We start from the raw sequence: 19,447 nt of genomic DNA, 5'->3' as shown, positions 1-19,447 counted from the left end.
TCAGGGGCGCCAGCCGTAAATCCAGTTCTGCCGGGCGAGCAGGCGCTTGCCGCCGAGCAGCCGCATGGTCTGGTCGCGCGCGGTGCTGGCGACACCCTTGAGGTGGTAGATCTGCCCGTTCTGGCGCGACAGGCGCTGCACTCTTGAGACACGCGCACGGCGCGCCGTCTCGTAATGGCGGAAGGCGGCTGTGAGATCGTCGGGATGCGTCTCGATGCTGCGTGCGAGCACGGCTGCGTCCTCGATTGCCATCGCCGCGCCCTGTGCCGCGAACGGCAACATCGCATGGGCAGCGTCGCCGAGCATCGCAACAGCGCCTTTGGCGAAAACCGGGTTCGGGACCTCGAACAGCGCCCATTTGCGCCAGCTCGGCGTCGCGTTGATGAGCGCGCGCGCGAAATCGTCCCAGGGTTTTGTGAAGTGTCGGGCAAGTTCGGCGGCGTGGCCGGGCTCGCTCCAGCCCGGCTTGTTCCATTCGCCGGTGACGATGGCGACGAGATTGATGCTGCCGCTGCCGACGACCGGATAGGCCACGAGATGCGCGTTCGGCCCCATCCACAGATGCACGTTGCGCTTTTCAAAGAAGCGGGGCGCATGCGCCGCATCGATCATGCCGCGCCATGCGATGCGGCGACTGAACCGCGGGCCAGCCTCGGGGAATACCTGCTGGCGCACGGCGGACCAGACACCGTCGGCGCCGATCAGTGCCTGCACACGCTCTGCCCGGTACGACATCCCGCGCCGCTGGATGACGGTGACGCCGCTTGCCTCATCCGTTACTTCGTCGAAGCGCCAGCCGAGCCGTAGTTCGATGCCGGGCGTTGCGCGCACTTTCGCGGCGAGCGTCGCCTGCAGGGCGGCGCGGTGGATCAGCCAGTAGGGCGCACGGAAGCGGGTGGAGACGCGCTCGCCGAGCGGCAGGCGCGCAATGTCACGACCACTGCGCGCGTTGATGACGCGGATGGCTTCCGGTGTGATTGCGGTGGAGGCAAGGCTTTGCTCGAGCCCAAGATCGATCAGGACACGGCTTGCATTGGGAGAGAGTTGAAGGCCGGCGCCTGCTTCGGTGAGTTCGGTTTCGCGTTCAAGAATGATGACGCGATAGCCGATGCGGTTCAACGTGAGCGCGGCGGTGAGGCCCCCGATGCCAGCCCCCGCGATGGCAAGCGTGCGGGCGGGCTCCACGCCGCTCAGAGAACCTTGTCTTCCACCACGCACTGCGGCGGCCGCGCTTCACCGGCCGCGAGATCCGGTGCGAAGCGATACAGCGTCGAGCAGTACGGGCAGATGATCTCGTCGTCATTGCCGAGATCGAGGAAGACGTGCGGGTGATCGAACGGCGGGTTCGCGCCGATGCACATGAACTCGCGCGATCCGATTTCGATGACGCTGACACCCGGGCCATTGTGGAAGTGAGGAACGATGTGGTCGGCCATTGGATTTAACCTTGGGATTGCCTTGGAACTTTCCGGGTCGTCGAAGCGCTTGGTGAAGCAGAGCGTCCAGATTGTCGATGAGTGCGTAGTCACCCGCGAGGGCGGGAACCTCTTACCCCTATGATACGCGCAATACCAGATGGGTCAGCACGGGTCCCGTCGGATTCACAACAGAAATCACGAGGGCGGAGTAAATTGTTCGATCAGGATTCCATACGCTCTCCAGGGTTGCGGAAAGCCCTCCTTTCGGAGGGACTGCTTTCGACGCACGTCTGAAGGGGGAGCTCTGGTGAACCCGCCGCAGAATTGCCACATCAATACGCATGACCTTTGGCTTGTGCATGCAAACCAATAAAACCGGCCTTGCGATTGGATGCGTTGGCGCTCTGGCCGTCTGTGTGACGGCCCTGGCGCTGCTGTTTCCGCGCGCCGAGACCTCCCTCGCCATTCTCATGGCGCAGGACGACCCTGCGCGATTGTCGGATGTCCGGCTGGAGCAGGCTCTCCCGGTAGGTGAGACGCGCGCGTCCGTGATCGACGGACATATTCGCCAGGCGCTGGAAGCGGGCGATCCCGAGCTTGCGGAGAGCTTCGTGGCTGTCGCGGCTGCGAAGGGCATTGCTCTCCCGGAGCAACTGACGGATGAGGTTCGCGCGGCGGTGGCCGCGCATGATGGAGCCTCTGCGGTCGCCGGGCGGTTTGCGCGCGGACTTGTCACCGGCGAGGGTGACGATGCGGCGAGCCTGTCGGGTACGCTCGTGGGCGATCTGTTCGTGTTCGGCGACGTGCGCGATGTGTTGCGCGAGGGCAAGCGGCTTGTGATGGGCGAGGAGGCCGACAGGCTGATCCTCGGTCTTGCGGCGACCGGCATCGTGGTGACGGCCGCGACTTATGTATCGGCCGCGGGCGTCGCACCTTTGCGCGCCGGGCTTACCCTCGTGAAGGATGCACGCAAGACCGGCCGCCTCGGCGCGGGTCTCACGGCATGGACGGGCCGCGCCGCGCGCAACATGATCGATACGCCCGCTCTCACGCATGCTGTTCAGAACGTCTCGCTGACGCGCCCGGCACAGAGCGCGCATCTCATCAAGGCCGCGTTCAAGGCGGAGAAGGCGGGCGTGCTTGTTCGCCTTGCCAAGGACACCGGTCGCGTCAACGCCAAGATCGGCGCGAAGGGCACGCTCGATGTGCTACGCATTGCCGATGGTCCGAAGGATGTTGCGCGCGCGGCGCGACTTGCGGAAGCCAAGGGCAAGGAAACCCGCGCGACGCTCAAGCTTCTCGGGCGCGGTGCGCTGTTGCTCGCGAGCGGCGCATTCAATCTTGCATGGTGGGTATTCGCCGCGCTGATTGCACTGATCGGCACGCTCGCTTCGATCAAATCGACGACGGAAAGACTGACGCTCGCCTGGCTTCATCGCCGCAAGCGCGTGAAAGCCCGGCGCCTCTTCCTCGCAACGCAAGCCTCATCTGCATAAATTGCCGGGCGTCAAGCACTGGCAAAGCCCTACCGACGCGGTTAGAACGGCCGCCGTCTTGTTTTTACCTACACTGGAAGTGCCATGCCGAGTTTTCACAACGGCCCCGTCGAGATTGCCTATATCGATGAAGGCGAGGGCAATCCGATTTTCCTTGTCCACGGCTTCGGTTCGTCTGCGGGTGTCAACTGGGTTTATCCGGGTTGGGTCTCGGCGCTGACCAAGGCAGGCCGCCGCGTCGTCGCGCTCGACAATCGCGGCCATGGTGCGTCCAGCAAGCTTTATGATCGTGCGCAATATTCGCTGGAGATCATGGCGAGCGACGTGCGCGCGCTGATGGATCATCTCGATATTCCGCACGCCGACATCATGGGTTATTCGCTCGGCTCGCGCATTGCCTCTGTACTCGCGCTGCATCATCCGGAGCGGTTGCGCACGCTCATCATCGGCGGCCTCGGTTATGGATTGATCGAAGGCGGTGGGCCCGGCGAGGATGTTGCGGTGGCGCTCGAGGCGCCGTCGCTTGAAGACGTCACCGATCCGATGGGCCGCATGTTTCGCGCATTCGCAGAGCAGACCCGCTCGGACCGCCGCGCGCTTGTGGCCTGTCTGCGCGGCTCGCGCCAATGGCTGACGCCGGAGCAGGTTGCTTCGATCAAGACACCGGCGCTGATCGCGGTCGGCACCAATGATGATGTGTCGGGTTCGCCGCAGCGGCTGCATGAGGTGATGCGGGGTGCGGAAATGCTCGACATTCCGGGCCGCGACCACATGCGGGCGGTCGGAGACCGGGTTTACAAGGAGGGCGTGCTCGCCTTCCTTGCCCGTCATGATTGAGGTTTATTATCCGTATGGGCCGGACGGTGGCATTGTAGCGTTGCCATCGGCCATTATGTGGTAAACTGCGCCTCCCGCAGGCGGGCACAACACCCGGAAGAAACCTATGGCTAAAGTCCACGTCGATGCAAAAGCAGCCCTCTCGCGGGTCGATCCGGTCTGGAGCCGGATTCGCGAGGAGGCAGAAGAAGCAGCCCGGCACGAGCCCGAGCTTGCGACCTTCCTTTATTCGAGCGTCCTTCATCATGACACGCTCGAAGATGCGATCGTGCATCGCATTGCCGAGCGGCTCGATCATGCGGCGCTGTCGGCAGGCTTGATCCGTCAGGCGTATCAGGATGCACTGCGCGACGATCCCGATCTCGGCAACGTCTTCCGCGCCGATCTCGTAGCTGTTTACGACCGTGATCCGGCGACCTCGCGCTTCATGGACCCGCTGCTGTACTTCAAGGGCTTCCATGCCATTCAAGCGCACCGTCTTGCGCATTGGCTGCACAAGCAGGGCCGCAAGGATTTCGCTTTCTACATTCAGAGCCAGTCGTCGTCGGTGTTTCAGACCGACATCAATCCGGCGGCGCGGATCGGCCGCGGCATCTTCCTCGATCATGCAACTGGCTTCGTCGTCGGCGAGACGGCGGTGATCGAAGACGACGTTTCGATCCTGCACGATGTCACGCTCGGTGGCACGGGCAAGGAGAACGAGGATCGCCATCCGAAAATCCGCCGCGGCGTGATGATCGGCGCGGGCGCGAAGATCCTCGGCAATATCGAGGTCGGGCATTGCGCGCGCATCGCGGCCGGTTCGGTCGTGGTGAAGCCGGTGCCGAACAACGTCACGGTGGCGGGTGTGCCGGCGCGTGTGGTGGGAACGGCCGGTTGCTCCGAGCCGTCGCGCACCATGGACCAGATGCTTACCGCGCTCGGCTTGTAAAAGACATTCTCTGCACTTGGTTCATGACGCACGTTGCGCTATTGGCGTGCATGAGGCCCGGCGCTAAGCTTGGCCGCGCGTAAGAGGGGCGCCGTCGCCCTCACTGGAGATTGCCGTGGACGTTACCGAAGTCAGAAAGCTCGACGCTTACCTCAAGCGCACGTTCGGCAACTCGAAGATCCGCGTCGTGCCGCGCCCGAAGAAGGACGATTCCGCCGAGGTCTATATCGGCGAGGAGTTCATCGGCGTGCTGTTCGTCGACGATGAGGACGATGACCGTTCCTATCAATTCCAGATGGCGATCCTCGAGGACGATCTCGCCGATCAGGAAGACTGACGCTGCCTCACGAAAGGCGATGCGGTGGCCGGTTTTTACCGGCCATTTTCATTTCTTGCTTCACCTCTCCCCAACGGGGAGAGGGAGCGCATCGCGAGCGCCGCCTATTTCCTCGGCCCCTGCAGCTGTCCGGCGAGCTGGTCCATCGCATCAGCGACATCCTGCCATTGCGACAACCATGCGCGCGGGAAGCGGAAGTGCAGATCGGCGTCACCGATCCGGCGTTCGCTGAGACACATGCCGGGCGTGCGCGCATCGCGTGAGCAGCGTGCGGTGAAGTGCGCACCGTCCGCCATGAACAGGTCCTCGCCCGCATAGGGCGTGCCCTCACGGAAGGACTGCATCATCAGCACGCCTTCGACACTCGTCGCCTCGGACTCGAGATAGCGCGGATAGATCGTGGCGGTGCGCTCCTTCGGCGACAGCGCGTCATGGTGCGCGATGAGGGAGACGAAAATCCGGTCGATCGGCTCGGGCTTCTCCACGGCATCGGCGGCGGCGGTCTGCGGCCGCGGCGGTGGCGGCTGTAGCGAGGGGTAGAGGAACGACAGGTCGACGCGCTCCTGCGGCCCGGTGCGCTTCTGCAGCTTCACCCGGATCGCGGCGGTCGGCACGTTGAATAGCGTCTGCCCGATCGTCACTGGCAGGGTGTCGGGCTCGGCGCCCTGCTGCTGCGGACGCCAGGTCGGCTGCAGGAGGTAGATGATCGCGGCAAGCGCGCCCGCCCCGAGGAGCACCGAGGCGACGATCGGCCCATAGGGGCGGCGGGGTTTGCGGGGGCGCGGCGGCGGAGAGGCGGCCATACGGGAGGAGTTCCAGAGCGGAGCGAATCGCGGCGGACAATGCCCTGTCATAGAGCAGCTTGTGTGGCGATGGCGAGACGGCCGTGCGGCTATGTTTGCTCCGGCCGCGGGAGGGGCAGGCCGATGCTGTTAACCCTTTCTTAAGGATGAAGTGGCAGCCGAACCGGGGTTCTGCGAAAGCGAAGGGCACGTCTTGCGTGAGGCTTGAAGATGTCGCCCGAGGCCCTGAGTTCCTTTTTCGCGTTGATGATCGGCTTTGCCGTCGCCGGTGCGCTGGTGAGTGGCTATCAGGCCTTCGTGGACCGGCCCGCCGGGTTCGGTCTCCTCGACGACGGCGAGGCCTCGCGCGCGATGATCGCCGTGCCGTTCCTGGTCTTCGCCGCGCCCTTCATCATCATGCGGAACACGATCCGCGGCCGGCGGATCGAGCAGCGCCACATGCTGTTCGTGATGATGGCTACGGTCATTGCCGGTATCTGGAGCCTGATGTCCGGCACTTGCGTCGTTATGCTGCTCCAAGCCACTGGAATCGTAGCCTGATCTGCCTTTCGCCGCTCGCATCGCCGGTCTGTTCGTGGCATAGTGGTCTGACCACAAGGAGAACAGAATGGCGACCTACGAGCTCGACGGCGTGAAGCCGCAACTGCCGGCCGACGGCGACTATTTCATTGCGGAATCTGCCGAGGTGATCGGCAACGTGCGGCTGCAGAAGGGGGCGAGCGTCTGGTTCGGCAGCGTGATCCGCGGCGACAACGAACTGATCGATATCGGCGAGGGTTCGAGCGTGCAGGATAACTGCACCTTCCATTCCGATCCCGGCTTTCCCCTGACCCTCGGCAAGGGTGTTTCGGTCGGCCACAACGCCATTCTGCACGGCTGCACCATCGGCGACGGCGCGTTGATCGGCATGGGCGCGATCGTGATGAACGGTTCGCGCATCGGCAAGGAAAGCGTCGTCGGCGCAGGGGCACTGGTGCCCGAGGGCAAGGAGTTTCCCGAGCGCTCGCTCATCATCGGCTCGCCCGCCCGCGCGGTGCGCACGCTTGATGACGAACAGGTCAAGCACCTCACGCGGGCCGCGCCGCATTACGTCGAGAACAGCCGCCGCTTCAAGGCCGGCTTGAAGAAGATCAGCTAAGCGATCATTGGCCGCAGCGGACTGCCTGACGCCGCGATGCGCGGCGTCAGCGCGCGTCCGCCTGCGGCGTGATGTTCAATGCGCGGCTGACTGCATCCCACACAGCCTCGATGCCGATCTGACTCACGCAATAGAGCGGCTCGTCGTCGGCGCGTGGATAGATGCATTTCCAGCTGCAGTTGAAGCACGGCATCTGCTCGAACACCGCGAACATCACCGGCGTGTCGGCGGTTGCGAGTGTCGGGTAGGGCAGGAAGCGGCCGTAGTGATAGCCGCCGCACGGCACCACCACGGGCGTATCGACGGCGGCCGCGATATGCGCCGCGCCGGTGTCGTTGCAGAGCAGGAGCTTTGCGTCGCGCAGCACGCCCGCGAGCGCGGGAAGATCGGTGCGGCCGCAGGCATCGACGATGCGATGCCGGCCGGTGAGGTCGAGGATCGCCTGCGCGTCACGCTTCTCCGCATTGGTGCCGCAGATCACCGCGATCCAGCCGGTGCGCTGCTGCAGCCGTTGCAGAATGGCGGCGAAACGCTCGGCCGGCCATTTCTTCTTCACGGACGCGCTGCCGGGGAAGACCACGAAATAGGATTCATCCGGCAGCCAGTCCGGACGCGCGATCAGGCTTTTGTCGAGACGCGGACGTCTGGGCGGCATCGCCGGATCGAAAGTGCGCGCGACAATCGCATTCGCCTCGATCTCGTGAATGCCGGGCGTGATCCGGATAAGGTCGGTGTACCAGAGATCGGACTGTTGCTGCTTCTTCTCGGTCTGCGCCTTCGGGTCGCCATCGACGCCGATGCGCGTCGTCGCGCCGCTGACATGGACGAGCCGGTCGCCGTAACGGTCGCGCGAGATGCCCGGATTGATTGCGACCTCGGCGCGCAAGGCCGCAACGCGCTTCAGGATTGACCGGCTGTAGGTGTTGTCGTCGATGTAACGCTTGGTATCGACCGCGATCACGTCGTCAAACAGGCCGGTCGAGGCCGCGAAGTTGCTGAACACCGACGAGGCGATGAGCGTGATGCGATAGTCCGGCTGCGGGTAGCGCACGCGGATCGCCCGGGCGCAGGCAAGCCACAGCACGAAATCCCCGATGCCATCGAGCCGCACCACGACGACGGAGCCCTTGTCACGCGGCAGCTTGCGGCTGCGCCGGGCCTCGATCGTGAGATCGAGCTTCTGCCGGTTCTTGCCGAGCTTGCGGAAGAGTTTGCGAAGCGGCTTCGACAACGCCATGCGTCCGGATAGGGCTGCGGGAGCCGGGGATAATCGGGGCACAGGATTCGCATGGCGGCGCGCCCGACATCAAGCCTTGTCTGGCTTGACGCGGGCGGGACAAAAAAGTGCGGCCAACTTCCGGGGGAGAAGCTGGCCGCGCGCGACCCGGTCGGGGACGGGAAGGGGTGGGGATGTGACCGGACGCGTTTCTAAACCTCAGTTCGATGCGGCGGTGACGGCTGCGGGGCGGCTGTCGCCGAGCGAGACCCACACATTCGGGTCGGTTTGCGACTGGCGTTTGACGAAGCGATAACCGGTGTCGGTCCAGGCCAGGACGTCCTCGTTCTGGTTGTCGAGAACGAATTCGCCCTTGTCGGACTTCACAGTCAGCACGGCATGGCCTTCGCCCTTCTTGTCGCGCACCACGGTGATGAGCAGCGCCTCGCGCGGCCAGCCGGCATCGACCAGCATCTTGCGCTTCAGGAGAACGTAATCCTCGCAATCGCCGTAGCCGTCGGTGGGGTACGACCACTTCTCGATCACGCCCCAATGCTCCATGTCGGTCATCGGCTTGATGGTCTCGTTGACCCAGCGGTTGACGCGGACGAGATCCTTCCAGGCGGTCTGGGTCATGACGATGTCGCGCGCTTCGCTCGGACGGCTCATGCAGTCGGCGGCGTGCGCGGTGCAGAACTCGGTCCAGCCGATCGGCGCACGTGCAGTGTCGCCAAGGCTCGCATAGAGCACGCGTGCGTGTGACATCGCGGGCTTTGCCGCCGCACCTGCAGCGAGCGAGCTTTGCGGAAAACCTGCGAGCCCGACGAAGATCGCCAGACACGTACCCCATCCACGGATCGAAACCATTTGCGGCCCCTCTTTTTTTGTTGGGGCCACCTTCCCATGGAGGCTTTGCGCCGCAGCTAAACCGCGGCAGGGCAATTGAGTGAAATGAAAATCAAATCAAAGGCTTGTTTGAATCAAATGCAGTTCAAATAAAGCTCAAATTTTAACTATCCGGATTTGATTCAAATTTGAATCATCACCCGCTAACCGCTTGAACGGACAGGCACCGGCGTTGCTTTAACGAGGCGGGAGGCTGCGCTCTCATCCATGCAGCGGGCCGAAAGACGCGGTGTCCGGCAAGGCAACGCGGCTTGAAGGAAGCGCGTGGTGAGAAAGCGCTAACCGAGCGGCTTTACCGCGCGGTGACGCTATCCGGAAAGCACACGCTGAACACATCCGAGCAAGCAGCATGCTGTGAGCCGCATGTTGCGATCGCCACGCGATTTCTTGGGGGACGCGCATCGATGATCTACCATGCCGATGGCTCCAAAGAGCCGCGAAAGGAAGATCGAGATGTCTGAAGGAATGTACCCAACCGCAACCGGCGAGTTTTCAAAGATGCGCCGGGAGCTCACGCCCGAAACCCAAGCCGCCTTTGAGGCCTTCAGCCAGAAGGTTTTTGCCGAAGGTGCACTGCCGGTGAAGGTGAAGCAGCTTATTGCGGTGGCCGTCGCGCATGTCACGCAGTGCCCTTATTGCATCAAAGGCCATACCAAGGCGGCTATGCGCCATGGAGCGACGCAGCAGGAATTGATGGAGGCGATCTGGGTCGCCGCGGAGATGCGGGCCGGTGGTGCCTATGCCCATTCGGTGCTTGCGCTCGAACAGGCCAAGGCTGCCGGCGGCTGAGCGACGCCGATCCGGCTCCGGGGCGGCCGATCGCCTTCCCGTTATCGTGAGGCGACACTTCATCCCGCCGTCTTTACGGCTTTTTCGACGAGGCCTAGCGTTCGGGACGGGCTAAGGGGGCTGTCTCATGAAGGGCTGGGCTTTGGGCATGGTCGCGGCTGTGGCGCTGTTTGCATGCGCCGCGGAGGCGGCGGAAGTAAATATCGTCGCGCTGGGTGCGAGCAACACCTATGGGGCGGGGCGAGGGCGTACCAACGGCGGTGTGCCCTCGTCGCAGGCTTATCCGGCGCAATTGCAAGCGCTGCTCGCAGCGAGGGGCGTGAGCGCCCGCGTCACCAATGCCGGAATTCCCGGCGACACCACGGGCGGCATGCTGGCGCGGCTCAATTCAGCCGTGCCCAACGGTACGAAGATCGTCATCTTCCAGCCGGGCGGCAACGATGCGCGGCGGGGAGAGGGCGCGTCGCGACAAAGCAATATCGCCGAGATCAAGCAGCGGCTCGCCGCCCGCCATATCAAGGTGATCATGCTCGGCCATCTCGGTCAGATCGCGCCGACGGGCACGCGCGATCCCGACGGTCAGCATTTCAATGCGCAAGGGCACGCGGCGTTCGCAGCATGGCTTGCGCCGAAAGTGATCGCGGCCGCGCGCGGGCAATAATGAAGCGAGGCGAGGGCTCTTAGGCGGCCGCCGCTTTCCACTCCTCGACCTGCACCAGTGCCGGATCGTCAGCATGCTGGATCAGCATCCGCTCGACGCGATCCTGCCAGAGCGCCGCGAAGCGGGCCTCTTCATCCTCGCTTGCCTGCTCCGCGACAACGCGCGGAAACACTGCCTGCATCTCGGGAGCAGCGGGCACTGCGGCGGTGTTGAGGTCGAGCGTAACGCCACGGCCGTTATCCTTGCGCCGCAGCGCCATCAGGCCATCGATCGCTGCTCCAAAATGCTGTAGGTCGCGCCGCGCAAAACGGCGCTTGGCACCGATGCCGCCGAAGCCTGTTTCAGGTGCTGCGCCGGTGAGAAGCGTTGCAACAGCGGCGATGACGCCCGTCGTGCCTTCGTCGCGTGGCTCGCGGAGATAAACCTCGATGTCACCGCGCTCGGGCATCTCGTTGCCATAGAGCGCGCGCAGACCGCCGCGCACCATCAGGTACGCACCGGCAACGGTCGGGCAGGAGTGGCCTGCGAGTTTCACGGCATCGGCGTAGGTGTAGGTGATGACGCCATCGTCGGAGGCGCCGAGAAAGATGGCCAGAGGATCACGCAGTGTGATCGTCGGGGCATCGGCAAAGAAGGCGGGAAAACCCATCGCGTCCTCCGGAAGTGGTCGAGAGGTGTCAGGCCGCGCTCGGGCGTGGGAGCGCGGGTATAATATGTATTTTTAATGAATGTTTATGCGGCCGGCAATAAGGCGCCGGCGTTTCCGGGCCTGGAATCGCCCGAAATGACCCGGAGTCGGGGAGGTTTAGATGCGGGCGGTGACGTTGTCCTCGACAGTCTCGAGCGACTGCGGGTGATTGAACTCGATCGCGAAGCCTTCCTCGAGGTGACGCACGACGCGCGCGGCCACTCGGCCGAGCATGACGTCGGTGCCGACGAGGGGCCGCATCGCGCCGGAGAGCGCTGCACCGGAGAGCGACAGGTCGATGATGCGGCACGGCATCTCGCTGCCGTCGGAGAGTTTGAGCAGGCCCGAGGCGTTGCGCGGCACGATACGGTCGTGGCGGCGGTCTTCGGGCAGGTTGAGGATCTCGCGGTTGGCAAGCCAGGTGAGCTGGGCGGCAAGCTTCTCGCGCTTGCGCGGCGTCGCGTTCACCGTCATGGCGAAGCCGTTGTCGAGCAGGCGCGTGATCTTGCCTTCGACGCGGCCGATATGATCGAGATAGGCGACAACCCGCTCGCCGATGCTGCCGATGCCGGGCGCCAGCAGCGCAAGACCGCCGGGTGACATGTTGATGGCCTGACAGGGATATTCGCGCCGATCCGACAGCATATAGCGGCCGAGCAGGTGAATCCTCACCCGCTGGAAGCGACGACGCTCTTCAGCCTGAGGCTGAAATTTTCGCTGGACCAATGCCATGAAACGCCCGGGACACGGTAAAAGCGAACCATACGGGCGTCAGGGTTAATGCGGAGTTAAGAAAATTTGTCGCTAACGTATTGATTTTTCGTGTTGTTTTGCGCCGATGTGCGCCGCGTGTGCGGCGACGACAACGCACTATTTCTCGGTAGTTTTCCGGAAGGCGACGCGCGACGCGGCGATCCGCCGGTGGGCCTCAAGATCGGCAAGGTCGTACACATCCTGCGTCACCTTGCTGCCCTCGACATGCCCCATCAACTTCTGAAGGTCATCGACCGATGCGCCGGATCGGCGCGCCTCTGTCGATCCCGATTTCCGCAGATCGCGGTTCCAGACTTTCTTGCTGATACCGGCAGCGGTGGCGGCCTTGCGCCATATCGTTTCAAAGGGCTGGCTCAGAAACGGCTGGCCTGTTCGGCGATCTACCACCAGCGGTCCGCTCAAAGGCTTTCCGGCCGCCAGCGTGAGCTCCAATTCCTCCATGACCATCGGGCATGCGCGGAGGTCGATAACGATCTCTTCGCCGGAACTCTCTTCTGTCTTCGTCGGCTTCCAGCGCAGGATCAGATTGTCATCGACATCGTTCCATGTTGGACCGAACCACTTCTTCCCGTTGTGGTGGATTGCTGAGGGTCGTGGGTCCGACATATCGACCCACTGGCCGATAACATCCCACTGTCGAAGCGTGCCTTCAAACTGCAGGGCGTAGGCGAGCGCGGCTCCGGGCTGTTGTTGTTCGTGCGCGGCGGCGCGCGCCTTCGCAACTTGCCCGGCAGGAATGGCGAACCTTCGCGCCTTCGGCTTCTCGAGGTTCTTAGGAATGCAGGCCCGGAATTCGACGCATCCCGGCTTACGGCATTCGATGGCGAACTGAAGCGATGATTTCAGGACCGCAAGCGCCATATTCGCTTTCGCGATGGTTCGCGGATCGCCTTCCTTTTCCGGCTTTGTCCATTCCTTGAACCAGTCCCGAACGTCGCGGCCGTCGGTTTGGTCGATATGACAGTGACCAATATGCGCGCGCATCATCCGCATATAGGTCTTGTAGGGATGCTTTGTCCCCGGCTTCAGTCTGTGAAACGGGCTCTGCGGATCGGTTTCGTATAGATCGAATACGCTCCGAAACGTGCCGTCGAATTCGATGATGGAGCGCTTAACGCCGGTGATCCATTCCAGCATTTCGCGCTGAAGCTTGGCGCACCGTTCGCGCAACAATCGCTCGTCGCCGGCAAGGGCTGTCAGGTTTGCTGACTTGACCGGGTAGCCCTTTGCAATGGCGGCCTTCGAAGCTCTCCAAAGGAGGCGCGAGCCCTGCCGCCTCAAGCCGGGGATTGGTTGCTTCGCTTCTTCCATGAACTGGCGAACTCCGCAGGACGGTGGGGTTCTCTCGCGGGCGGCCCATCGCTCCTTACTCGGTACTGTGCATCATAGAATGCCCGGATGGCTGGAACGTACCGCCCGCCGTGAAGGCCATCAATCCCCGGGAACCCTCGTTTTTCGAGAAGTGGGGCTATCCCACGCCAATCGACGGTCCGTCCCGGCCCCAAAATGGCGGCTGCGATCTGCTCTTCGCTGGCGAAAAGCGGCAGATCATCCAGCTTTTTGAAGCGGGCGGTCATGATCAGAGCCCCATCGCCCGTTCGGTGGCCTCGCGCTTGCACCGTCGCCAGAGCGCAGCGGATAGGTCTGTGGCCGCGAGCGCGCGGTTGAGTTGGATTTCCGCCCAGCCGCCCTGATCCCGGTATTGCTGTTCGAACCGACGATTTGCGCGATCCTTCGCGCGAACGGCGAGCCGACGGCGGCGCTTCGTCGTCTTCGACACCAGCGCCCAATGCTTTCCGCAAATCCATTCGGCGAAGCCGCTGTCGTTCCGGCAGGTGCGCCGGCAGTACGGGACGCAGCATGCAATCCGGTCAGGCATTGTCGTTGCCTCCGCACTCCGGGCACGGCTCGTATTCGATGGTCTCTTCTGGAATAGGGATGGCGTTGCCGCAGCAATCGCCCGTTCTAGTCGGGTTACCGCAGCATCCGGCAACCGCGATGACGCGCGTCACCGGGACGGCCCCGACGCCATGACACGTCAGGCATTCTGCAGTCTTCGCCGGCGTCATGCGAATGTCTCCCGATAGTCGATGACCTCGACGCCAGCCTTCGTCGCCTGGCGCACCATGTCTGCCGTCCCCGTGCGGCCGGGGAAGGCGACGACGAAGTCGGGTTTCAGGTCGAGCATCTTGCCGTTGCGGATCGGCCCCGCCGCGTGGCCGTACCGACGCCATTCGGCTTTCACGACGATGCAGGCGAGGCAGCGAGAGCGCGCCCAATGGTAGGCCGTGGCATCCGCGCCGGTGGCGCCGCCAGAAATGACTTTCGTTACGCCACGCCCCTGCCGAAGGTGGTCGAGCGCCTCGCGCATCATGAAGTTCTGCTTCGCCGCGCGCTCCATTTCCGCGCGCAGATCCTCCCGCGGCGTCAGGAAGTGGACGTGCCCGAAATATCGGCCGCCGCATACGATCATCGTCGTCATTCGGCGGCCTCGCTATTTGCGAGTTCAAGCAGAACGTCCGCATGGCATGGTTGGTCGAGCGGACACCAGCAAGCGAGGTTCTTGCCGCGGAGTATGCGCCTCGCTGCGGCCGCCAGCGGGCTCTTCGGAGGGCAATACTGCCGGAATTGGATGACCGCGTGCGCGCGCCCCAAGGCGTCGCGTGTCAATGCCTTGTGCGGATTGCCCCAATCCGAGCCGCGGCCGACGTAGGCCGTGTTCGGCGGCATCGTCCAGCCCTTGGTGCGCTTGCGCTGGATGCGGACCGGCTTCGCCATCACCAATTCCAGAAGCCCTGCGCGCCAGCGGCCTTCACAGGCTTCTTCCACGCGTCGATGTCGGTCAGCGGCCATGCATACATGTGCTGGTCGATCCGGTCGCTGTCGGCCACCTTGTCGAACAGCTTCGATGCCTTGACGGGCTCACCGATGACGGCTGTCCCCAGCGCCGCGGCGAGCGGTGCGCCGCCGACCTTCTTTTCCAGAATGGCCCAATGCAGCCCTTCGAGCCATGGCCGGGCGCGATCAGCTTCGAGCGCGCTTTCGCCGCCTTCGATCCGGGCGAGAATGTCGCGGACCTCGCTCGGCTTCGGCGGACGCGCGCCGGCATGGATGACGATGCGCTGGCCGACCAGCTTTCGAAGCCCGGGCCGGTCGGTGAACGACCATCTCCGAAACTCCCAAGGCCTCGCGCCGATCATCACCAGCGATGCCCACGGCTGCCAGATCGTTAGTGCTTTCGTGCCAGTGGGCAGATCGGGCGCGATACCGCCTTCGAACTCGCCGATAATGCGGATCGCCTCGTCACAGTTTGCGCGGTACGGGCTGCCGCCCCCCATGGACCAGCCTTCGCTGATCGCCTGGCGGAGCGGCTTCGGCAGCGCGCGCCAATGGCGCGCGCACATGAAGACGTTGTGCGGTACCATGGCTGAGCAGTTGGGGGCGTGACAGCGGTGCTCCGTCATGGGCTGCCTCCGACGTCGGCAGCAAAGGCGGTCCGCGGTGCCGGAGAAGCTTCCAACGCGGCGGGAAATTCCTTGTGTTCGCGGCCGTCGAGCAGGTCGCCTGCTCGCTTCTTTCCAACGCGATCCATCTCCGCGCCGCCACCGCCGTTTTCGTTCGCTCCGCCGATGCCGGCGCCTTCGCGCCCGTTCGGCCAAAGACAAATCTGACCGCGGCTTCCCGGCGAGATCTTATGCGGGGCCCATTCGCCCCATTGCTTGAAGTGGAAGGCGACGCCGGCTGCGGCGCACTGATCGCGCAGCGATCGAGGCCACGATGGATGCATCGGCCGCGCGTGCGGGCCGCTCTCGCCGCCGCAGATCACCCAGTCGAGGCCGATGCCCTCGTGCCCCGTCAACCAATGCGAGATGTCGACTGGCCCAAGCATCGGCTCGATCGAAAGGCCGCGCCACGTAGCCGGCGTCATCATCAACTTCGGAATGTCGCGATCAGCCTCGGCCTGATTAACGACCGTCGCCATCAATCCCGCGTTCGGATAAGGCCAATCCGGCGGCAGCATCTTTGCCGCGTTGCCGATGCGTTTGGTCAGCAGCATCCACCGCAGGTTCGGTGTGGCACGGATCAGCGCCCATAGGTCAGTGCGCCAAGCCTGCTCGACCTCGTTGTCGAACACGTCGGCCAGTGACGCGCAGAAGACACGCGGGCGCTGCCCCGAAAGCGCAGCGGCTCGATCCCATCGAAGCGGAGCATCCCACGTCTTGGTGCGCCGGCGCGGCACGCCCGGGCCCCAGCCATCCACCCATTTACGCCTGCCGTTGTCGCGCTCGGCGTAGCAATGGTCGCAGCCCGGCCCGACCTTGGTGCAGCCGATCCACGGATTGAACGTCGCATCGGCCCATGAGATTTCGGTGCGCTCAGCCATTATGCGACCTCACGCTCGAACCGACTGCGATGATAGCAGCGGGCGCATTCCCACTTGATTTTGCGGAGCGGTTGCTTCGGATCAACGGCGATGCCGAAGACATTCTCCTTCGCACCGCATGCGCAGACGCCACGCTTCAGCTTACCGTCGCGGATCGCATTGTTGATCGCGTTCTGCGCAAGGTAGAGGTCCGGGTTGACCTCGCGCCAACGGGCGACAAGGGCTTTCGCCATGGCTCGCCGGTGCGGCTGCTTCGCGCGCGCACGGTCCCGCTCTTGAACGTCAGGGTTTTCGCGGCGATTGCGCTTCATCGCGGTTTTGTGGCATTCTTTGCAAATGCCTTGCAGCCCGTCTGATTTGTGCGGGTGCTTATAAAAGCTGGTTCGAGCCTTCGTCTCTCCGCAAGCTGGGCAAAATTTCCCCATCATCGGAATTCCGGGCTGAAAGGGATGTCGTCGTTCATGTCGTCGTTGCCGCGGTAGCCGCTCGAAGATCCTTTCCGCGACGTTTGCCGCTCGCCGAAGCCGTCGTCGTCATCGTCGCTGCGATTGCCGCCGTTGCGGCTGTCGAGCATCGTCAGCGTCGAGTTGAAGCCCTGCAGCACGACCTCGGTCGTGTACTTGTCGCGGCCGTCCTTGTCCTGCCACTTCCGGGTCTGCAGCGCGCCTTCAACGTAGACCTTCGCGCCCTTGCGCAGGTATTGCTCTGCGACCTTTGCGAGACCTTCGTTGAAGATCACGACGCGATGCCACTCGGTCTTTTCTTTGCGCTCACCGCTGTTTTTGTCCCGCCAGGTCTCCGACGTCGCAATGCTCATGTTGGCGATCGCACGTCCGTCCTGCGTGCGCCGAATGTCCGGGTCGGCACCGAGGTTGCCGACCAAGATCACCTTGTTAATCGATCCGGCCATTTCAAAATCCCTTCGTGATGTTGTGGCGAGCGAACTTTGCGAGCTCGTCCGCTCGCTCGTTCAGGCGAATGCCTACGTGGGCCTTGACCCATTTCCATGTGACTGTGTGGCTTAGGCGCGCGGCGTCGAGCCGCCGCCAGAGGTCTTCATTCTTCACCGGCTCCCGCGCGACCGTCAGCCAGCCGTTGCGCTTCCAGCCATCAATCCAATTCGTGATGCCGTTGCGAAGATATTTGCTATCCGTGTGCAGTTTGACGACGCACCCGGCGGGCAGGATTTCGAGGGCAACAACGGCCGCGATAATTTCCATGCGGTTGATGGTTGATGCTTCCGCGCCGCCGAATATCTCGACGATGTCGAACCCGGCACGGATGATCGCAGCCCAGCCGCCGCGGCCCTTGCCGCCGCGCTCTGCTGAACCATCCGTGTAGACGATGGCTGTCTTTGCCTTCGCGAGGCGTTCGCGCGCGCAGGCGTGATCGACGACGGGCAAGGTAAGCGTTGTGATCGTCGCCACGCGAGGTGGCTTCGGCTCTTCGCCGGCGGGCGAGGCCGCCAGAGCCTTTCGAAAGTTGATGAAGTGCTGCGACGCTTCGCCGGAAAGCGTCAGGCTGCCGTTCTTCCGGCGAGAGACCGCGCCGTATGACAGGCCGAACCGGAAGCGCAGCAACTCCCCGGCGGGGCCGTGCGCTTCCAGCATGTCGCACCCCGCGGCTTCGAGAAAGCCGCGGAACGCGTTGATATCGAGTGATGCTGCGGAAAGGCGCATCTATCAGCCCTTCAGCAGTTCGGTTTTTCGTGACGCCGCTTTGTTGCGCAGTTCGTCATGACGCTGCTTGCTGATACCGCAGGCCTCGCGCAGCTTCTTTTCTTCCGCCGACTTCCACCAATCGGGGATTTTATCGGCCGTCTCGCGCGTATAGTCCGACAGCTTCGTCTCGACATAGAACTCGTATTCGTCGGGATCGGACGGGACTGCGCCAGGCGGCCAGCGGCGGACCTCTTCACCGACGTGAGGATCGAATTTCGCAGCGGGCTTGCCGTCGTTCGCGGTGGTCTGCTCGGCCTGCGTCTGCTGCTGAGGCTCCGCGTGCTGCTGCTGTTCGTCCTTGCTGTTGACGGCCGCTTCTTCGCGCTGATCGGCCGCGCCGCCAGTCTCGGGCTTGCTGTTGGCAGACGTCCGGTCGGTCTCATCCGCGCCGGTTTCATCATGGCTCGGCTCATCTTCGGCGAATTCGTCGTCGCCATCCTGATGAACAGGATCGGAAGCCCGGTGATCGATCGTTTGCCCGTTTCGCGCAAACTCATCGAATGCTGAAGTCGTGGACACGAGGCGGCGATGCTGGCGCTGCTGCACCAAGGCTTCATCTTGCCGGTCGAAGTCGTAATCGTCGTCGTCGCGCTGGATCAGCTTGTCCATCCCAGCGGAATGCGGAAGCTGCTTGTAGTGGCGGCGCGCAACCACCTTCTTGCACATTTCAGGATAGAAGGCGCTGTCTTGCCACGGACCGTTCTTCGCCTTCGATTTTGTGCGGACCTTCTCGATCTCCTCGATCCACATAACTTCAGGCGCGGACTTTGACCCGTCAGTGAAGACTGCGATTGAATACGCCGCGACAATCCCGTGGAACGGCGTGTTCGGCGTTCGCTGGCTTGGCGGAACAGGTTCATGCTCAAGCCGCGGATCATCGCCCTTGCGATAACGAAAGAAGTCGCCGGCGTAGACCAGTTCGACATACCAGTCTTTGATCTGCCCGCTGTTGCGGACCTTCTTGCGAAGTCCCTCGACCATCGGCATCCACGTGGCGATTTCAGCCACGCGTTTGCCGTCAGCGTTTTCGCCATAGGGAACGATCGCGCCTTCGCGTCCATCGGGCAGAAGCCCATCTTGTGCTGCTAGAACACAGGCATTCCAAAGAGACTGTGGCGTGCACCTCATCAGGTCTGGCTTGCGCTGGATCGCAGTGAGCGCAACGCTTAGAAGTTGCTGCGGATCGATGTGGGGCAGTTCCTGCAGAGTGCTGATACGCTGCATCGCGTATTCCCTGAATACCGCGACCGGATGGTTGCTCTTCTGAGCCGGAACATTCACGTTCGGCGCGGGCTCTGCCGAGCGGTGGTCCGCTTGAGTGCGCTCTCTCGTTTCAGTTTTTGCCATG

At 63.4% G+C, this 19,447-nt stretch carries 25 protein-coding genes; 8 read left to right on the top strand and 17 right to left on the bottom strand.

All coding sequences use genetic code 11. The features are described from left to right. Together OCA5_RS12480 and OCA5_RS12475 are read right to left on the bottom strand one after the other, a co-directional pair. On the bottom strand, nt 1–1,185 hold the full coding sequence (locus OCA5_RS12480; protein ID WP_012562674.1) for an FAD-dependent monooxygenase: 1,185 nt from the start codon (nt 1,183–1,185) through the stop codon (nt 1–3). A gap of 5 nt (nt 1,186–1,190) precedes the next feature. Further along, a complete protein-coding gene (locus tag OCA5_RS12475; RefSeq protein ID WP_012562675.1) occupies nt 1,191–1,436 on the bottom strand; it encodes a zinc-finger domain-containing protein in 246 nt (81 codons plus the stop codon). A 341-nt stretch (nt 1,437–1,777) separates the two neighbouring features. Between OCA5_RS12475 and OCA5_RS12470 the strand changes: the two genes are divergently transcribed. The 4 genes from OCA5_RS12470 to OCA5_RS12455 all read left to right on the top strand — a co-directional run bounded on the left by OCA5_RS12470 (nt 1,778) and on the right by OCA5_RS12455 (nt 5,019). Next, complete coding sequence (locus OCA5_RS12470; protein ID WP_422836355.1) at nt 1,778–2,914, top strand: hypothetical protein; 1,137 nt, start codon at nt 1,778–1,780, stop codon at nt 2,912–2,914. An 84-nt stretch (nt 2,915–2,998) separates the two neighbouring features. Then, entirely contained in the window at nt 2,999–3,751 is a 753-nt protein-coding gene (locus OCA5_RS12465; protein ID WP_012562677.1) for an alpha/beta fold hydrolase, read from the top strand. 106 nt (nt 3,752–3,857) lie between these two features. Then, nucleotides 3,858–4,682 (top strand): serine O-acetyltransferase, encoded by an 825-nt coding sequence (gene cysE / locus OCA5_RS12460; protein WP_012562678.1) that lies wholly within the window; start codon nt 3,858–3,860, stop codon nt 4,680–4,682. A gap of 115 nt (nt 4,683–4,797) precedes the next feature. Continuing rightward, nucleotides 4,798–5,019 (top strand): DUF3126 family protein, encoded by a 222-nt coding sequence (locus OCA5_RS12455; protein ID WP_012562679.1) that lies wholly within the window; start codon nt 4,798–4,800, stop codon nt 5,017–5,019. A gap of 104 nt (nt 5,020–5,123) precedes the next feature. Here the strand turns inward: OCA5_RS12455 and OCA5_RS12450 are convergent, their stop codons facing one another. Continuing rightward, nucleotides 5,124–5,822 (bottom strand): hypothetical protein, encoded by a 699-nt coding sequence (locus tag OCA5_RS12450; protein ID WP_012562680.1) that lies wholly within the window; start codon nt 5,820–5,822, stop codon nt 5,124–5,126. A 210-nt stretch (nt 5,823–6,032) separates the two neighbouring features. On the opposite strand from OCA5_RS12450, the gene OCA5_RS12445 reads away from it, so the two are divergent. Together OCA5_RS12445 and OCA5_RS12440 are read left to right on the top strand one after the other, a co-directional pair. Then, nucleotides 6,033–6,362, top strand: coding sequence for a DUF6949 family protein (locus OCA5_RS12445; RefSeq protein ID WP_012562681.1), 330 nt, complete (start codon nt 6,033–6,035; stop codon nt 6,360–6,362). Nucleotides 6,363–6,429: 67 nt separating this feature from the next. Beyond that, nucleotides 6,430–6,960: a gamma carbonic anhydrase family protein gene (locus OCA5_RS12440; protein ID WP_012562682.1), complete on the top strand. Its 531-nt coding sequence runs from the start codon at nt 6,430–6,432 to the stop codon at nt 6,958–6,960. Nucleotides 6,961–7,006: 46 nt separating this feature from the next. Here the strand turns inward: OCA5_RS12440 and OCA5_RS12435 are convergent, their stop codons facing one another. Next, nucleotides 7,007–8,197, bottom strand: coding sequence for a glycosyltransferase family 9 protein (locus tag OCA5_RS12435; protein ID WP_012562683.1), 1,191 nt, complete (start codon nt 8,195–8,197; stop codon nt 7,007–7,009). Nucleotides 8,198–8,395: 198 nt separating this feature from the next. Next, nucleotides 8,396–9,043: a transglutaminase-like cysteine peptidase gene (locus OCA5_RS12430; RefSeq protein WP_012562684.1), complete on the bottom strand. Its 648-nt coding sequence runs from the start codon at nt 9,041–9,043 to the stop codon at nt 8,396–8,398. A gap of 492 nt (nt 9,044–9,535) precedes the next feature. Here OCA5_RS12430 and OCA5_RS12425 point away from each other — a divergent pair, with 492 nt between their 5' ends. Together OCA5_RS12425 and OCA5_RS12420 are read left to right on the top strand one after the other, a co-directional pair. Continuing rightward, complete coding sequence (locus tag OCA5_RS12425; protein ID WP_012562686.1) at nt 9,536–9,871, top strand: carboxymuconolactone decarboxylase family protein; 336 nt, start codon at nt 9,536–9,538, stop codon at nt 9,869–9,871. Between the two features lie 127 nt (nt 9,872–9,998). Then, the gene (locus OCA5_RS12420) at nt 9,999–10,532 is read left to right on the top strand and encodes a GDSL-type esterase/lipase family protein (protein ID WP_013913230.1); all 534 of its coding nucleotides are present in this window, start codon (nt 9,999–10,001) and stop codon (nt 10,530–10,532) included. Between the two features lie 19 nt (nt 10,533–10,551). On the opposite strand, the gene OCA5_RS12415 is transcribed toward OCA5_RS12420, so the two are convergent. The 12 genes from OCA5_RS12415 to OCA5_RS12360 form a co-directional block, all read right to left on the bottom strand. Further along, entirely contained in the window at nt 10,552–11,181 is a 630-nt protein-coding gene (locus tag OCA5_RS12415; RefSeq protein WP_012562688.1) for a hypothetical protein, read from the bottom strand. A gap of 156 nt (nt 11,182–11,337) precedes the next feature. After that, nucleotides 11,338–11,952, bottom strand: a complete 615-nt coding sequence (locus OCA5_RS12410; RefSeq protein ID WP_012562689.1) for a PilZ domain-containing protein — start codon at nt 11,950–11,952, stop codon at nt 11,338–11,340. Nucleotides 11,953–12,090: 138 nt separating this feature from the next. Continuing rightward, nucleotides 12,091–13,305: a tyrosine-type recombinase/integrase gene (locus OCA5_RS12405; protein ID WP_012562690.1), complete on the bottom strand. Its 1,215-nt coding sequence runs from the start codon at nt 13,303–13,305 to the stop codon at nt 12,091–12,093. Between the two features lie 268 nt (nt 13,306–13,573). After that, nucleotides 13,574–13,873 (bottom strand): hypothetical protein, encoded by a 300-nt coding sequence (locus OCA5_RS12400; protein ID WP_148261430.1) that lies wholly within the window; start codon nt 13,871–13,873, stop codon nt 13,574–13,576. A gap of 186 nt (nt 13,874–14,059) precedes the next feature. Continuing rightward, the gene (locus OCA5_RS12395; protein WP_012562693.1) at nt 14,060–14,476 is read right to left on the bottom strand and encodes an SLOG family protein; all 417 of its coding nucleotides are present in this window, start codon (nt 14,474–14,476) and stop codon (nt 14,060–14,062) included. Beyond that, the gene (locus OCA5_RS12390; protein WP_012562694.1) at nt 14,473–14,772 is read right to left on the bottom strand and encodes a DUF4326 domain-containing protein; all 300 of its coding nucleotides are present in this window, start codon (nt 14,770–14,772) and stop codon (nt 14,473–14,475) included. The genes OCA5_RS12395 and OCA5_RS12390 overlap by 4 nt, the downstream gene beginning before the upstream one ends. Next, a complete protein-coding gene (locus OCA5_RS12385) occupies nt 14,772–15,458 on the bottom strand; it encodes an ASCH domain-containing protein (protein ID WP_013913227.1) in 687 nt (228 codons plus the stop codon). The genes OCA5_RS12390 and OCA5_RS12385 overlap by 1 nt, the downstream gene beginning before the upstream one ends. Then, nucleotides 15,455–16,378, bottom strand: coding sequence for a DUF5131 family protein (locus OCA5_RS12380; protein ID WP_012562697.1), 924 nt, complete (start codon nt 16,376–16,378; stop codon nt 15,455–15,457). Before OCA5_RS12380 ends, OCA5_RS12385 begins: the two co-directional genes overlap by 4 nt. After that, nucleotides 16,378–16,806 (bottom strand): hypothetical protein, encoded by a 429-nt coding sequence (locus OCA5_RS12375; RefSeq protein WP_244396159.1) that lies wholly within the window; start codon nt 16,804–16,806, stop codon nt 16,378–16,380. The genes OCA5_RS12380 and OCA5_RS12375 overlap by 1 nt, the downstream gene beginning before the upstream one ends. Next, entirely contained in the window at nt 16,803–17,288 is a 486-nt protein-coding gene (locus tag OCA5_RS12370; RefSeq protein WP_012562699.1) for a single-stranded DNA-binding protein, read from the bottom strand. Before OCA5_RS12370 ends, OCA5_RS12375 begins: the two co-directional genes overlap by 4 nt. A 1-nt stretch (nt 17,289) precedes the next feature. After that, a complete protein-coding gene (gene rnhA / locus OCA5_RS12365) occupies nt 17,290–17,988 on the bottom strand; it encodes a ribonuclease HI (RefSeq protein WP_244396160.1) in 699 nt (232 codons plus the stop codon). A gap of 72 nt (nt 17,989–18,060) precedes the next feature. Next, on the bottom strand, nt 18,061–19,446 hold the full coding sequence (locus OCA5_RS12360) for a recombinase RecT (protein ID WP_012562701.1): 1,386 nt from the start codon (nt 19,444–19,446) through the stop codon (nt 18,061–18,063). Nucleotide 19,447 lies beyond the last annotated feature (1 nt).

Origin of the sequence: Afipia carboxidovorans OM5 (assembly GCF_000218565.1) — a bacterium.
GTDB classification, from domain to species: Bacteria; Pseudomonadota; Alphaproteobacteria; order Rhizobiales; family Xanthobacteraceae; genus Afipia; species Afipia carboxidovorans.
This window is presented reverse-complemented; position numbering and strand designations above follow the sequence as displayed.